The sequence below is a fragment of the Vallitalea maricola genome (assembly GCF_036985595.1).
GTDB classification, from domain to species: Bacteria; Bacillota; Clostridia; order Lachnospirales; family Vallitaleaceae; genus Vallitalea; species Vallitalea maricola.
In genome coordinates, this window is record NZ_BTPU01000015.1 from 17,573 (window position 1) to 33,752 (window position 16,180).

The window sequence follows — 16,180 nt, forward strand, 5'->3', positions numbered from 1 at the left end:
CTAATATGTGAAAGGACTTGAATAAGTATTGAAAAAAGTTTTAGTAGTAGGAGGTGGACCATCAGGCATGATGGCAGCAATAATAGCTGCGAGAAATGGTTGTGAAGTCCACCTTTTTGAGAGAAATGAAAAATGCGGTAAAAAATTATATATAACAGGTAAAGGCAGATGTAATATTACTAATGCTACTGATGTAGAGGAATTGCTTGAAAATGTTACTACTAATAGGAAATTTTTATACAGCGCATTTTATTCCTTTGATAGTTTTATGCTAATAGACTTTTTTAATGATATTGGTTTGAAAACTAAAATTGAAAGAGGGAATAGAGTTTTTCCTGTATCAGATAAATCATCTGATGTTATATCATCTTTAACTAGAGAAATGAATAAATTAGGTGTAGTTATTCATCTTGATTCAAGAGTAAAAGATATAAAAGTAGAAGAAGACAAAGCAAAAGGCATAGTACTTCATGGTGGTAACTTAATTGAAGGTGACAGTGTTATAATAGCTACAGGTGGGCTGTCATATTCATCGACGGGATCAACTGGTGACGGGTTCAATTTTGCAGAAAAAGTCAATCATACAGTTAGTGATACACATCCTTCACTAGTGCCTTTAGTGACAAGAGAAAGTTTTATTAAAGAATTACAAGGACTTTCTCTTAGGAACGTAAAAATCAGTATAAAAGCAAATGGTAAAATTATATATGAAAATTTTGGAGAAATGTTATTTACCCATTTTGGAGTGACAGGACCTCTTATTTTATCTGCTAGTAGATATATTATCCCTTATAAAGGTAAAGATATGACTTTATCAATAGATATAAAACCTTCTCTTGATACTAAAAAACTTGATAATAGGATATTGAAGGATTTTAACAAATATATGCGAAAACAATTCAAAAACGCTTTAGATGATCTGTTGCCAAAGAAATTAATACCTATTATTATAAAACTATCTGGTATTGATGGAGAAAAAAAGGTAGACCAGATTTCTAGAGAAGAAAGATTGAGATTAGTAGATTTAATTAAAAACTTTACATGCCATATTATAGGCACAAGAGATTATAATGAAGCAATAATAACTTGTGGTGGAGTTAGTATAAAGGAAATTAATCCTATGACTATGGAATCCAAAAAAGTTGAAGGATTGTATTTTATAGGAGAAGTTCTTGATCTTGATGCGTTAACTGGAGGTTTTAATTTGCAGATAGCATTTTCTACAGGGTATCTTGCGGGACTTGCTATAGGTGAAAGTGAGCTTTAAATATTATTATATAGGAGTGAAAAAATGGTTTCCATAAGAGGAGCAATTACGATTGACACTAATACTAGAGAAAATATTATTAATGATACAAAAACATTACTAAAAGACATATTAATTAGTAATAATATTAATAATGACCAAATAATATCTATCATTTTTTCAGCTACAAAAGATTTAACAGTTGCATATCCTGCTATTGGTGCTAGAGAACTAGGTATTGTAGATGCATCACTAATGTGTGTTAGCGAAATGTATGTAGAAAACAGTTTAGAGATGTGTATAAGGGTTATGGTGACTGCCCATATCCCTAAATCACAAAATGAAGTAAAACATATATATCTGAAAAAAGCAAAAAAATTAAGACCTGATTTATTAGATAAGATGAATTAAATAATGAGACAATTAAATTATTTTTTGTAAAATTAATTTACTAAGTTAACGTTGAAAAAGGTCCAAATACTAAGCAAGACTATAATAAAAGATAATTTAAGATATAAAATAATTATAATTTTATATCTTATTCATAAAACTTAGTATTGACAGTTTGAGAAATACAGTTTATAGTTTATTATTGGTGACAATATTATTATGGAGGGTAATGTTGTGGATATAATTAACATAGCAATTGATGGACCAGCTGGTGCAGGTAAAAGCACTATAGCCAAAAAGATTGCTAAGGAACTAGATATTATATATGTAGATACTGGTGCTATGTATAGAGCTTTTGGACTTTATTGTATTAGAAATAATATATCAAGTAACCAAAACGATATTATTAACAATATATTAAACGATATTGATATTAGTATCTGCTATATAGATGGTGAACAGCAAGTAATACTTAATGATGAGAATGTCAATCAGTTTATTAGAGATGAAGAAGTAGGTAAAATGGCTTCAGAAATCTCAGTAAATAAAAATGTACGTCTTAAGCTTGTTGAATTGCAAAGAAACCTTGCAACCAAGAAAAGTATTGTTATGGATGGTAGAGACATAGGTACTTACGTGTTACCTAATGCTACAACTAAGATTTATCTCAATGCAAGTGTTGAAACAAGAGCTAAGAGACGTCATAAAGAATTATTAGAAAAAGGTATATCTAGGAACTTGGAATCTATAGAAGATGAAATAGGTAAAAGAGATTATAGAGATATGAATAGAGAATTTGCTCCACTGAAAAAAGCAGATGATGCTATAGAAGTGGATACATCCAATCTATCTATTGATGAAGTAGTTAATAAAATCCTTAAAATGATAAATAATAATTATTAAATATTATTTGAAAGGAAGATACTAATGGAAGTAATAGTAGCAAAATCTGCAGGATTTTGTTTTGGTGTAGATAGAGCAGTAAAAAGTGTATATGATAATATTGATGGCAAACCATTATATACATATGGACCAATAATTCATAATTTACAAGTAGTTGAAGAGTTGGAAGATAAAGGCGTAAAAGTTGTAAATGATATAGAAGAACTTCTAAATCTACCTAAGGGTAAAGTTATTATAAGATCCCATGGTGTAGAAGAAAAAATATATAATTATATTAGAGACAATGGATTTTCTATTATTGATGCTACATGCCCTTATGTCAAAAAAATTCATCGTATAGTTAATGATTATAGTAAAAAGGGTGATACTATAATTATAATTGGTGATTCTAGTCATCCAGAAGTTATTGGAATAAATGGTTGGAGTTCATCAAAAGCAATTATTATAGAAAGTATAGAAGATGCTAAAAAGCTTCAACTACCTACAGATGAACATATTTGTATTGTTGCTCAAACAACACTTAATTATCTAAAATTCCAAGAAATAATTGAAATATTTTTAGATAAAGGTTATCATGTAGATATAAAAGATACAATATGTAGAGCAACAAGAGATAGACAAGAAGAGGCTATAAAGCTATCAGGTAAAGTAGATAAAATGCTGGTGATAGGTGGTAAGCATAGTTCTAATACTAAAAAGTTATACCAATTATGCAAGAATCAATGTGATAATACTTATCATATTGAAACTATAGAAGATTTGGAGTTGCTTGTTTTTAGTAAAAATGAGATAATAGGAATTACAGCTGGAGCTTCAACTCCAAAGAACATTATTCAGGAGGTTATTACACATGTCAGAAGTACAGAATGAAATTAGTTTTGAGGAAATGTTAGAACAATCCCTAAAATCAATTCACAGGGGAGAAATAGTTGAAGGGACAGTTATAGATGTTAATGATAATGAAGTTTTTGTTAATATTGGGTACAAGTCTGATGGTATTATACCTAAGAGCGAATACTCAAACTATCCTGAAGTTGAACTGAGAGATACTGTGAAACCAGGGGATAAGATCAAAGTTAAAGTTTTACGAGTAAATGATGGTGAAGGACAAGTATTACTTACTTATAAAAGAATACTTGCAGAACAAGGTCTTAGTAAGATTGAAGAATACTACAAGAATAAAGAGCATTTGACTGCGAAAGTATCACTAGTACTTGCAGGTGGCTTAGTAGCTATTGTTGATGAAGTTAGAATATTTATTCCTGCTTCTTTAGTATCAGATGAATATGTAGACAATTTAAGAGACTTCTTAGGTAAAGAAATCACATTTGTTATCAGTGAATTCAACCTTAAAAAAGGTAGAATAATTGGTAATAGAAAACAATTATTATTAGCTGATAGGCAAAATAAAATAAAAGAATCAATGGAAAAAATAGAAGTTGGTATGGTAGTAACGGGAAATATTAAAAATGTAACAGATTATGGTGCATTTGTTAATATTGATGGTATCGATGGATTAATCCATATCTCACAAATGTCATGGGGAAGAGTTAAAAAGCCAAGTGATGTTGTTAAAGTAGGAGATAAAGTAAAAGTTAGAATAATAGGTATTGATACTGATAAGAATAAAGTATCCTTATCTATGAAATTTGATGAAGAAAATCCTTGGAATGATGCTGCTACTAAGTATGCGATTAATAATGTAGTTGAAGGTGTTGTTGCAAGAATGACTGACTTTGGTGCTTTCATTGAACTAGAGCCAGGGGTAGATGCATTATTGCATGTGTCACAAATAGCTAAAAAGCACGTTGAAAAACCATCTGATGAACTTAAAATCGGTCAAAAAATTACAGCTAAAGTGTTAGATTTCAATCAAGAATCTAAAAAGATTAGTTTAAGTATCAAAGCTCTTGAGGATAACAAAACTAAAGAAGCTGATGCTAAGGAAGTAAAAGAAGAAGTAAGTAATGAAAAAACAGTTGAAGAAACTAAATAATAATATATAAGATAAAAAAAGCTGCAAAAAGTATTCTAGAGTATTTTTTGTAGTTTTCTTTATCATTTTACTTTTGGCGAAATAAGTTTCGCTATTATAGCCTAATATAATAAAAAATGTATAATACATAGATTAAAAATTATATTTATAAAATATTGTATTTGACATAATAAAGGAGAAGGATAAAATAGTGATTGAAAATTATGAAGATTTTAAAGATGCCGTTTTTAGACTCTCTAAAATTGATTTAAACGCTTACAAAGAAAGACAAATGAAAAGGCGTATAGATTCATTAATAAGAAAGAATAATGCAGATAGTTATCAAGAATTTATTGATATATTAAAGAAAGATAAAAAGATATATGAAGAGTTCATTAACTACTTGACTATTAATGTATCAGAATTCTATAGGAATCCTACTCAATGGCAAGTTCTAGAAAGAGATATTTTACCTTATCTTATAGATAAATTTGCCGATAATCTAAAAATATGGAGTGCAGCTTGTTCAACAGGTGATGAGCCATATTCTTTAGCAATGGTATTAAGTAAATTTATTCCTCTAAGCAAAATTAAAATTGTAGCTACAGATATTGATAAACAAGTATTGGAAAAGGCTAGAATGGGATTATACAAAGACAAAAGTTTAATTGGTCTACCCCAAGAATTCAAAACAAAGTTTTTCAGACAAATAGGTAGTTCTTATCAAGTAACTGATGATATAAAAAAATGTATAGAATTTAAGCAATTAAACTTGTTAAAAGATAATTACCCAAGTAATTGTGATTTAATCGTATGCCGTAATGTTCTAATATATTTTACAGATGAAGCAAAAGATGGTATATACAAGAAATTCAATAATGCTATGAAAAAAGATGCAATATTATTTGTTGGCAGTACAGAACAGATTATTCAATCTGCAACATATAAATTTACATCTCTCAAATCATTTTTTTACAAGAAGATGGATGAACTATAAGCTTTTAAGTATACTAGTACATAGGTTATCTGTGAATGAAGTATTATTATGAATATCATCTTGTAGTTGTACATATTTAGTTTTATTATTTTTAGATAAATAAAATATTTTTTCGTTTTTTACTATATAGGTATCAAGAAGAGGTATGAATATGCCTCTTTTCTTTATGTAGCAGGTTTCACTTGTAGCTTTTGTTTTATTAGATTTATCTATGTACTTTGCCACATATTTATGAACTGCTTGATCCTCTGAATGTATATAATAATAATCTTTATAATTATCAAAGAAAAACTTTAATTCATCATTAAGAAGCCGAATTTTTATAAATAGCTTTTTATGCTTTATATGTATATAATAATTATCAAAAGTAAAACTATAATCAAAAGGAACTTCTGTATTAGCAGAAAGATGTATAGTCATAATTAATTCACTAATATCAATATCATTAACTTTGTAAGATATATTATTGTGTTTAAGATTATTATATGTATCTACGTAATCCAGGATTTTAAGTACTTTAATAAGTCCTATCAAATCTTCTTCGTTATGAAGTAATAAATTAGTCTTCTCAATATCACTTTTTGATTCTGTAAAATCAATGTATTGCCTAATTAATTCTCCTCCTGTAAAGGTATCCTTTCTAAATATACCTAGATATTTTTCAATTGTCTTAAGCTTGCAGTTCTCAAGGTTTAATACATGTTTACATGGTCTAACTAATTTATATATGTCAATATTTTCTATATAAGATAGATTATTGTCTATTTTATATAATAGTGCCTTTTTAGTTATGAAAGGTATATCAAATGATGTGCCATTATAATGTATGATTCTTTTGAAATCATTACTGAATTTTATGAACTCATATAATACGGCATATTCATCATTTTCATTTTCAGCTAGCCATTGAATCATTGTGGGTTTTCCATTTGCAAAATAGATACAACCAATTAAATATACAATGTTCTTCCTATATGAAAAGCCAGTAGTTTCTATATCAAAGAATAATAGGTTATCAAGATCACAATATCTTCTTTTTAAAATATCGGTATCTATATCAATATTTTTATTTATGATTATCATAATTTCTCCTTGTTAATGAGTGGGGATTATTTACAATTTATAGTTACAGTATAAGCTAATTTTAATGTTTAATCAATTTATTATATCATGTTTAATTACTTCTGTATGTGGTATAATAGATAGAGCTTGTACACCTTTTAATTGATTACAGCATATAATGTATTAAGAAATTAGAAAGGGGGACAAGTTATGGAATACTCATATCTAGCACTCATACCTTTAATAGCTGGTATAGGTGAAGCTATTAGACTAACAGGGGTTCCGTGTAGATATATACCATTTATCAACTTAGTTATTGGACTAGCTCTTGGTATGATATTATGTTCAACAAATTCAAAATCATGTATAGTTATTGGTTTGTATACTGGGCTTAGTGCATCAGGTTTAGTTAAATCTACAAGAGAATTCAATAATTGCTTGAATGCTAGAAGTCCATGTAACAAAAAGGACAGGCATTATACCAAAAGAAGAAAAGACAACTGTTTTGAAGAGATATTTAGAGAGCTTGAAAAAGATTACGAATCTCATAATAATACAAACGATGAATTTGAAGATGATGATTAACTACTGTTGAAAAAATGTCTTATATTATGTAAAATACTAATATCAATAAAAAATAATAATTATTTATACGATAAAAGGAAAGTATATGTAGAATAATATTCAATAGACGATAGTGGAGGAATATAATGAATAAGAATCTAGACATATCACATGAAGAAAGTTTAAGGCAAAAACGAATAATGGACAAACTATCAAAGCAAATAAAAGGTAAAGGGTTAAAATATTATGTATCAACTTTTGGTTGCCAAATGAATGCCCATGATTCGGAAAAACTAAAAGGAATATTAGATCAAATAGGATATGTGCCTACTGAAGAAGAAAAGGATGCAGATTTTGTAATATATAATACATGCTGTGTTAGAGAAAATGCTGAATTGAAAGTATATGGCAGACTTGGTTCATTAAAAAACAATAAAAAACATAAACCAGGAATGTTGATTGCCCTATGTGGCTGTATGATGCAGCAAGATACTGTTATAAATGAAATTAAAAGAGCATATAAGCATGTGGATATTTTGTTTGGCACCCACAATTTATATAAATTAGCTGAGTTGATACAAACACGACTAGATACCGGTAGAATGGTAATAGATATCTGGGAGAATTATAAAGAAATCGTAGAAGATTTACCAAGTATAAGAAAATTTAAATTTAAGTCAAGTGTCAATATTATGTTTGGATGTAATAATTTCTGTACTTATTGTATAGTACCTTATGTAAGAGGAAGAGAAAGAAGCAGAAAACCAGAAGATATTATTAATGAAATAACAGACCTAGTTGATGATGGCGTAAAAGAGATTACATTACTTGGTCAAAATGTTAATTCTTATGGGAAAAACTTGGACAAACCTCTTACTTTTGCTAAACTAATTCAAGAAATTGAGAAGATAGAAGGACTTGAAAGAATAAGATTCATGACATCTCATCCCAAAGATTTGTCGGACGAGCTTATAGAAGTAATTAAAACTTCCAAAAAATTGTGTGACCATATTCATCTGCCGTTTCAATCTGGAAGCACAAATGTACTAAAAAAGATGAATAGAAGATATACAAAAGATAGTTATCTGGAGTTGGTTAGTAAAATAAAAGAAGCACGTCCTGACGTTGCTCTTACTACTGATATAATCGTAGGTTTTCCAGGTGAGACAGAAGAAGATTTCCTAGATACATTAGATGTAGTAAAAAAAGTTGAATTTGACAATGCTTTTACATTTTTATATTCTATAAGAACTGGTACACCTGCTGCAACTATGGAAAATCAGGTGCCTGAAAATGTTGCAAAAGAACGTTTTAATAGGCTTTTAGAAGTGCTTAATGAAATAGTATATAAGAAAAGTATGGAAAAAGTGGGGAACACTTATGATGTTTTAGTGGAACAGATAAATAGACAGGATGATAATCTTGTTTCTGGGAGGTTAGGAAGTAATCATCTAGTACATCTTAAAGGAAATAAAGATTTAGTTGGTAAAATTGTACCTGTTAAAATAATAGAATCAAAAGGATATTATTTAATAGGGGAACAAATAAATTAAGAAAATGAAACTAATAGTGTTTTAATATATATAATGCAATAAAAAATTACTATAGGAAAAGAGGTTACTAATGAAGAATAAACTATCACCTATGATGCAGCAGTATATGGATCTAAAGGAACAATATGAAGATTGTATATTATTTTTTAGATTAGGTGATTTCTATGAGATGTTTTTTGAAGATGCAAAATTAGCATCAAGAGAATTAGGAATTACATTGACAGGTAGAGATTGTGGACAAGCTGATAGAGCTCCTATGTGTGGTGTCCCTCATCATTCATCTGAAAACTACATAAATAAATTAATAAAAAAAGGTTATAAAGTAGCTATATGTGAACAGGTAGAAGATCCCAAACAAGCAAAAGGTATCGTTAAACGAGATGTTGTTAGGATAGTCACTCCAGGTACTAACCTTAATATGCAATCTTTAGATGAATCCAAAAATAATTACTTAATGAGTATATTTGGTAATAAAGACAATTACGGAGTAGCTCTTGTAGATATTACAACAGGAGATTTTCTTGTAACAGAAGTAAATGAAAAAAGAAAACTAATAGATGAGATAGGAAAATTTTATCCTACTGAAATAATATGTAATAAAGATATTATAGTTTGTGCAGATTTCATAAGAGAATTAAAAGATAGATTTCATGTCTATATCAGTGAAGAGGAAGAATGGTATTTTGATTATGGTAGATGTGTTGGCAATATTAAAGAGCAATTTGGAGTTGGCACTATAGACGGTTTAGGGATAAAAGAATTCAATCAAGGGGTATGCGCTGTTGGTTCATTATTAGAGTATTTATATAAAACTCAAAAAAGCAATATATCCCATATAACTAAACTAATACCATATCTTACTGATTCCTATATGATGGTTGACTTATCATCAAAACGTAACCTGGAATTAGTGGAAACACTTCGTGAAAAAGAACGTAGGGGTTCTTTATTATGGGTCCTTGATAAAACTAAAACTGCAATGGGTTCCAGATTACTTAGAAAATGGATTGAACAGCCTTTACTATCAAAAACAAATATTGAAGATAGGCTTGATGGGGTTGAAGAATTAAAAAACAAACCTATCATAAGTGAAGAATTGAAAGAGTTTTTGAACCCTATATATGATTTGGAAAGACTTATGAGTAAAATAAGTCTGAAAACCGCTAATTGTAGAGATTTAATAGCTTTCAAGACCTCTCTGGAAATGCTGCCATTTATAAAGAAATTGTTAAACGAATGTAATGCTGATTATATTACCAAGATAAAAGATACATTTGATGACTTAAGAGATATTTATGATTTGATAGATAAAGGAATAATTAATGACCCGCCTATATCTGTAAAAGATGGAGGCATAATAAAAGAATCTTATCATCCACAAGTTGATAAACTTAGAGAAGCAGGTACAAGAGGTAAGCAATGGATCGCTGAATTAGAAGCAAAAGAAAAAGAATTGACAGGCATTAAGAACCTTAAAATTAAATTTAATAAAGTATTCGGTTACTATATAGATGTAACAAAATCTTATCTGGATCTAGTGCCAGATAGATATGTAAGAAAACAGACGTTAGCTAATTCAGAGAGATACATAACTCCAGAATTAAAAGAAATGGAAAATACTATAATGGGAGCAGAAGAAAAAATAGTTGCTCTTGAATATGAGTTGTTTGTGGAACTTAGAAACAAAGTAGCAAAAGAAGTTGACCGAATTAAAGATACTGCTTATAAGGTAGCTATCCTTGATGTTATTACCTCACTAGCAGATGTAGCTATAAAATATAATTATGTACGACCTGTTTTAAGTAATGATGGTGCCATTGATATCAAAGATGGACGTCATCCTGTTGTGGAAAAAATGATGAACAATGAAATGTTCATAGCAAATGATACATACCTCAACAAAATGGATAGTAGATTTTCCATTATCACTGGTCCAAATATGGCAGGAAAATCAACTTATATGAGACAGGTTGCTCTTATTGTCTTAATGGCGCAAATAGGCAGTTTTGTTCCAGCGGGTGAAGCTCATATAGGAATAGTAGACCGTATCTTCACCAGAGTAGGAGCTTCTGATGATTTGGCTTCTGGACAAAGTACTTTTATGGTAGAAATGACAGAGGTAGCTAATATACTTAGAAATGCCACTAGCAACAGCTTACTTATTCTTGACGAAATAGGTAGAGGTACAAGTACTTTTGATGGTCTTAGTATTGCATGGTCTGTAGTTGAGTACATAGTTAATAAAAAGAAAATTGGAGCCAAGACATTATTTGCCACTCATTATCATGAACTTACAGAATTAGAAGGCAAGGTTGACGGCGTGCAGAATTATTGCATCTCCGTAAAAGAAAAAGGCGATGATATAATCTTCTTGCGTAAGATAATAAAAGGAAGCACAGACAATAGTTATGGTGTACAAGTAGCGAAACTTGCTGGTGTACCTTTGGATGTTATTGACAGAGCTAAAGTTCTATTATCTGAATTAAGTAATGCAGATATTGCAAAAAATACTAAGATCGTGTGTAAAGATGCAGTGGAAGAAATAGCAACTGTCAAGGAAGAAGAAATAAATATTGAAGTTCCATTAGAACAGGAAAAAGAAGAAAAAACAGAACCGGTACAATTAGGATTATTTGATGTAATGGGTAATTATAATGAACTAATTGATGACTTGAAAAGTTTGAATATAGTAGAAATGACACCAATGGATGCATTGAATAAATTATATGAATTGCATAAAAAAGCCTTGACTTAGAAGGGAGTGTCATCATGTCTGAAATAAGATTGTTAGACCAAAATACTATCAATAAAATAGCAGCAGGTGAAGTAGTAGAAAGACCATCTTCGGTTGTAAAGGAGTTGGTTGAGAATTCTATTGATGCTGGTGCAAGTGCTATAACAATTGAAATAAAAGAAGGTGGAATATCTTTTATACGTATTACAGATAATGGTAAAGGAATATCAAAAGAAGATATTCAGACTGCATTTATTAGACATTCAACTAGTAAAATCAAGTCCATAGAGGATTTAATAACCGTATCATCATTGGGATTTCGAGGTGAAGCACTTGCAAGTATAGCTGCAGTATCCCAAGTTGAAGTTATAACTAAGACATATGATGATATAACAGGCATAAGATACGTAATAGAAGGTGGTAGGGAAGTAAGTAAGGAAGAAATAGGATGCCCTGAAGGTACAACCATAATTATCAAGAATCTGTTTTATAATACTCCTGCTAGGAGAAAATTTCTTAAAAAGCCAGCAACAGAGGGAGCTTATATTAGTGAGTTCATTAATAAACTAGCCCTTGGTAACATAGGTATATCTTTTAAATTTATATATAATAATACTATAAAATTACATACTTCTGGAAATAATGTTCTTAAGGATTGTATTTTCAATATCTATGGTAAGGAAATAGTCAAAAACAGCGTTCCAATAGAAATTAATAATGACCAATTCAAAATTAACGGTTTCATTGGAAAACCAAAGATAAGCAGAGCAATCAGGAATTATGAGAATTATTATATAAATGGTCGTTATATAAAAAGTAAAATCATTATGAAAGCAATAGAAGAAGGTTATAAAACTAAATTAACCGTCCATAGATTTCCATTTACAGCATTCTATATAACAATTAATCCAGAATTGATTGATGTAAATGTCCATCCAACAAAGATGGAGGTTAGATTCAACAATGAATCCATTATCTATGAAGCAATTAAAAGTGGTATTTACGAAGCGCTTAGGAAAGTAGATCTTATTCCTGAGGTATCATTGAACAATGGACAAAGAGAGATAAAAAAAGATAATATAAAGATAGATACTGCTATTCCAGAACCCTTTGAAAAAAATAGGTTAAATGAAATGAAAAAAACTTCAATAAAAGAGCAAACTAATCATTATGAAGCTAATAGCAGTAGTCTTATAAATACTTTCAGAAAAAATTCTGAGATAACTAATAAAATAGTATCCCAGAATATAAACAACGAGAAACAGGAACAAGCTGATAAACATTTGATAGATAATAAATCAATTCAGCAACCTAAAGTTATTAGTAATGACAGTATAAAAAAAGTAACAGATGAATCAAAGACTAGACCTGATAATAAACAGAATGAATTATCAGCAAAACCCAAATATGTTGCTGAACAAGCCTTGTTATTTGAGGATAAGGGTGTTAATGCTAAAACTGTCAAGAACTATAAGATAATAGGACAGCTATTTAATACTTATTGGATTGTAGAATTTGAGAGCAAATTCTATATTATTGACCAACATGCAGCTCACGAAAGAGTGCTGTATGAGCGTTTAATGAATAAGCTGGAAAACTCAGATATAATGTCTCAAGGTCTTTTGCAGCCAATAATTATTCATGTTTCTATAAGAGAAAAACAATTGATAGCGGATTATAAACAATTATTCATAGACTTAGGTTTCGAAATAGAAGAATTCGGTAAAGATGCTTATGCAATAAGAAGTGTACCTTATATATTTAATAAGTCCTTAAGTTCTAATCAGTTCATTGAGATATTAGATAGTCTTAATGAACATTATGATCCTGATAAATACAATGTAGTAAGAAATGATATAGCAACTATGGCATGTAAAGCAGCTGTAAAAGCTCATGATAAATTGTCGGTTCTAGAATATGAAAAATTATTTGATGAGCTTCTTGAAATAGAAAATCCTTTTACATGTCCACACGGGAGACCAACTATCATTTCTATGACAAAATATGAACTAGAAAAGAAATTCAAGAGAATACAGTAATTAGGAGTGGATATATTGAGAAAACCTTTAATTGTTATAGCCGGACCTACAGCAGTTGGTAAGACTAGTTTATCGGTTAAACTGGCAAAGGAAATAGGTGGTGAAATAATCTCTGCTGATTCTATGCAAGTTTATAAGTATATGGACATAGGAACGGCAAAAGTCACAAAAGAAGAAACTCAGGGTATAAAACACCATTTAATAGATGTACTTGAACCTGATGAGGAATTTAATATAAATATATTCCAGAATTCAGCTAAGAAAAGTATAGAAGAAATTACACAAAATAAAAAAGTTCCTATCATGGTGGGGGGAACAGGTTTCTATATACAGTCAATCATATATGACATTGATTTTGAAAATACTTGTAAAGATAATTCATACAGGGAGGAACTTCAAAAGGAAGCAGCTCTTTCAGGTAATGAATATGTACATGATAAGCTAAAAGATATTGATCTCGTATCCTACAATAAAATTCATCCTAATAACTTGAAAAGAGTTATTAGGGCTTTGGAATATTATAAAGAAACTGGTAGACCAATATCATTGCATAATGAAATAGAATCAAAGAAAGAATCACCTTATAACCTTCTCTTTTATGTTCTTGGCATGGATAGAGAACTATTATATGAAAGAATTGATAGAAGAGTAAATATAATGATTGAACAAGGATTAGTAGAAGAAGTACAGAAATTAAAAGAAATGGGATATAGTGAAGATTTAGTATCCATGAAGGGATTAGGATATAAAGAGATCTATGGATATCTTAATGGTGAATATGACCTAGATAGAGCAATCTACATTCTGAAACGTGATACCAGACATTTTGCAAAACGTCAGATTACGTGGTTTAAGAGAGAAAAAAATGTAAGATGGTTGAATGTAGATGATTACAATATGAATTTAGAATTAATTTCAAATAAAATGTTAAAAGATATTGAAGAATTAGGAATTATATAATACAATAGTAAGTGAGATGAAATAATTACCAAATACTAAAGATGTTAAATTATATAAATTAATTATTCTAATTAATAAAAAGTAATAAAATTTATTATATATATAATTTAAAAAATACGATATCAATGGGGGCGAGTTTAAATGAGTAAACCAATTAATTTACAAGATTTATTTTTAAATCAAGTAAGAAAAGACAAAACAACTGTAGTAGTATATTTAACAAATGGATTTCAACTAAAAGGACTAGTAAAAGGATTTGATAACTTTATAGTAATTCTTGAGACTGAAGGTAAACAACAAATGATATACAAACACGCAATATCGACTGTTATTCCTTCTAGAGAAGTATCCTTAACTGTTGAAGAATAAAGAGGTATAGATAAATGACTGATTTTTTACAGAAGATGTATCAGAAGCAAAATATCTCAGAAGAAGTTTATAACTATTGTAGCGAGATTGAAAAGAATTTAATAGATAGATTTAATCATGTTGATGAAATTGCTGAATACAATCAATTGAAAGTACTATCTGCTATGCGAGAGAATAGAGTCAGTGATGTACATTTTGCTGCAACAACTGGATATGGTTATAATGATCTTGGGAGAGATACATTAGAAAGTGTATATGCTTCTGTATTTAATGCAGAAGCTGCTTTAGTGCGTCCACAATTAATTTCTGGTACTCATGCACTAACTATAGCACTATCTGCTAATCTAAGACCAGGTGATGAGATATTATCTCCTGTCGGTAAACCTTATGATACTCTTGAAGAAGTTATTGGTATAAGAGAAACAAATGGTTCTCTAAAAGAGTATGGTATTACTTACAGACAAGTAGACATGTTAGAAGATGGAAGTATTGATTATGAAGGAATAAAGAAAGCTATAAATGATAATACAAAACTAATCAGCATACAAAGGTCTAAGGGTTACGATACTAGACCAACCCTATCAGTAGATACAATAGGGGAGATTATCTCTTTTGTTAAGAGTATAAACAGTGACCTTATCTGTATGGTTGACAATTGTTATGGTGAGTTCGTTGAGAAAATCGAGCCTACAGATCTAGGAGCTGATATGATAGTAGGTTCTTTAATCAAGAATCCAGGAGGTGGACTTGCACCTATTGGAGGTTATATTGTGGGTAAAGAAGCTTGTATTGAGAATTGTGCCGTTAGATTGACTGCACCGGGACTTGGTAAAGAAATAGGAGCAACCCTTGGTCTTAATCAACAATTTTTTCAAGGATTGTTTATGTCACCACAAATAGTAGCTGGAGCTTTAAAGGGAGCAATATTCGCAGCTAATGTTTTTGAAAAGCTTGGATATGAAGTGATACCTGATTCTACAGAGAGTAGACATGATATTATACAAGCTATCAATTTAGGTTCGCCAGAAGCTATTATTGCATTTTGTCAGGGAATTCAAGCGGCAGCACCTGTAGATAGTTTTGTGACACCTGAACCATGGGATATGCCAGGATATGATTCAGAAGTAATTATGGCAGCTGGAGCATTTGTACAAGGTTCTTCCATTGAGTTAAGTGCTGATGCGCCTATAAAACCACCTTATACAGTGTTTTTTCAAGGAGGTCTATCATGGCATCATGCAAAATTCGGTATAATGACAGCGCTTCAGAAAATGATAGATAATAAAAGTATAACATTAAAGTAACATAAACAAACTCATGACTTTTCAATTTTATTATATATTTTAGATTACAATCAAGTAGTCTTCATACATATTGAACGAATTGAA

General features: G+C 29.8%; 14 protein-coding genes. 13 read left to right on the forward strand and 1 reads right to left on the reverse strand.

Translation table 11 applies throughout. From position 1 onward, the window contains the following. Nucleotides 1-28: 28 nt before the first annotated feature. From AACQ14_RS05140 to AACQ14_RS05165, 6 genes are all read left to right on the forward strand, one after another. Nucleotides 29-1,267 carry a BaiN/RdsA family NAD(P)/FAD-dependent oxidoreductase gene (locus AACQ14_RS05140; RefSeq protein ID WP_339362504.1) on the forward strand — a complete coding sequence of 413 codons (1,239 nt, stop codon included), beginning with the start codon at nt 29-31 and terminating at the stop codon, nt 1,265-1,267. Between the two features lie 24 nt (nt 1,268-1,291). Beyond that, nucleotides 1,292-1,657 (forward strand): chorismate mutase, encoded by a 366-nt coding sequence (gene aroH, locus AACQ14_RS05145; RefSeq protein WP_339362505.1) that lies wholly within the window; start codon nt 1,292-1,294, stop codon nt 1,655-1,657. A 213-nt stretch (nt 1,658-1,870) separates the two neighbouring features. Further along, nucleotides 1,871-2,539, forward strand: coding sequence for a (d)CMP kinase (gene cmk, locus AACQ14_RS05150; protein ID WP_353514010.1), 669 nt, complete (start codon nt 1,871-1,873; stop codon nt 2,537-2,539). 24 nt (nt 2,540-2,563) lie between these two features. Next, nucleotides 2,564-3,409 (forward strand): 4-hydroxy-3-methylbut-2-enyl diphosphate reductase, encoded by an 846-nt coding sequence (gene ispH, locus AACQ14_RS05155; RefSeq protein WP_339362506.1) that lies wholly within the window; start codon nt 2,564-2,566, stop codon nt 3,407-3,409. Next, nucleotides 3,390-4,535 carry a 30S ribosomal protein S1 gene (gene rpsA, locus AACQ14_RS05160; RefSeq protein WP_339362507.1) on the forward strand — a complete coding sequence of 382 codons (1,146 nt, stop codon included), beginning with the start codon at nt 3,390-3,392 and terminating at the stop codon, nt 4,533-4,535. The genes ispH and rpsA overlap by 20 nt, the downstream gene beginning before the upstream one ends. A gap of 190 nt (nt 4,536-4,725) precedes the next feature. Continuing rightward, on the forward strand, nt 4,726-5,511 hold the full coding sequence (locus AACQ14_RS05165) for a CheR family methyltransferase (protein ID WP_339362508.1): 786 nt from the start codon (nt 4,726-4,728) through the stop codon (nt 5,509-5,511). On the opposite strand, the gene AACQ14_RS05170 is transcribed toward AACQ14_RS05165, so the two are convergent. Beyond that, the gene (locus AACQ14_RS05170) at nt 5,506-6,594 is read right to left on the reverse strand and encodes a ribonuclease H-like domain-containing protein (RefSeq protein ID WP_339362509.1); all 1,089 of its coding nucleotides are present in this window, start codon (nt 6,592-6,594) and stop codon (nt 5,506-5,508) included. The two genes, AACQ14_RS05165 and AACQ14_RS05170, sit on opposite strands and share 6 nt — an antisense overlap. A 189-nt stretch (nt 6,595-6,783) precedes the next feature. Between AACQ14_RS05170 and AACQ14_RS05175 the strand changes: the two genes are divergently transcribed. The 7 genes from AACQ14_RS05175 (at nt 6,784) to AACQ14_RS05205 (ending at nt 16,096) form a co-directional block, all read left to right on the forward strand. Next, nucleotides 6,784-7,158: a hypothetical protein gene (locus tag AACQ14_RS05175; RefSeq protein WP_339362510.1), complete on the forward strand. Its 375-nt coding sequence runs from the start codon at nt 6,784-6,786 to the stop codon at nt 7,156-7,158. Between the two features lie 125 nt (nt 7,159-7,283). After that, nucleotides 7,284-8,690 (forward strand): tRNA (N6-isopentenyl adenosine(37)-C2)-methylthiotransferase MiaB, encoded by a 1,407-nt coding sequence (gene miaB / locus AACQ14_RS05180; protein ID WP_423247984.1) that lies wholly within the window; start codon nt 7,284-7,286, stop codon nt 8,688-8,690. 70 nt (nt 8,691-8,760) lie between these two features. Further along, a complete protein-coding gene (gene mutS, locus AACQ14_RS05185; RefSeq protein ID WP_339362511.1) occupies nt 8,761-11,445 on the forward strand; it encodes a DNA mismatch repair protein MutS in 2,685 nt (894 codons plus the stop codon). A 14-nt stretch (nt 11,446-11,459) separates the two neighbouring features. Continuing rightward, complete coding sequence (mutL, locus tag AACQ14_RS05190; RefSeq protein ID WP_339362512.1) at nt 11,460-13,463, forward strand: DNA mismatch repair endonuclease MutL; 2,004 nt, start codon at nt 11,460-11,462, stop codon at nt 13,461-13,463. Nucleotides 13,464-13,469: 6 nt separating this feature from the next. Then, the gene (gene miaA / locus AACQ14_RS05195) at nt 13,470-14,423 is read left to right on the forward strand and encodes a tRNA (adenosine(37)-N6)-dimethylallyltransferase MiaA (protein ID WP_339362513.1); all 954 of its coding nucleotides are present in this window, start codon (nt 13,470-13,472) and stop codon (nt 14,421-14,423) included. A 141-nt stretch (nt 14,424-14,564) separates the two neighbouring features. Beyond that, complete coding sequence (gene hfq / locus AACQ14_RS05200) at nt 14,565-14,792, forward strand: RNA chaperone Hfq (protein WP_113674896.1); 228 nt, start codon at nt 14,565-14,567, stop codon at nt 14,790-14,792. Nucleotides 14,793-14,806: 14 nt separating this feature from the next. Next, nucleotides 14,807-16,096: a methionine gamma-lyase family protein gene (locus tag AACQ14_RS05205; RefSeq protein WP_339362514.1), complete on the forward strand. Its 1,290-nt coding sequence runs from the start codon at nt 14,807-14,809 to the stop codon at nt 16,094-16,096. Nucleotides 16,097-16,180 lie beyond the last annotated feature (84 nt).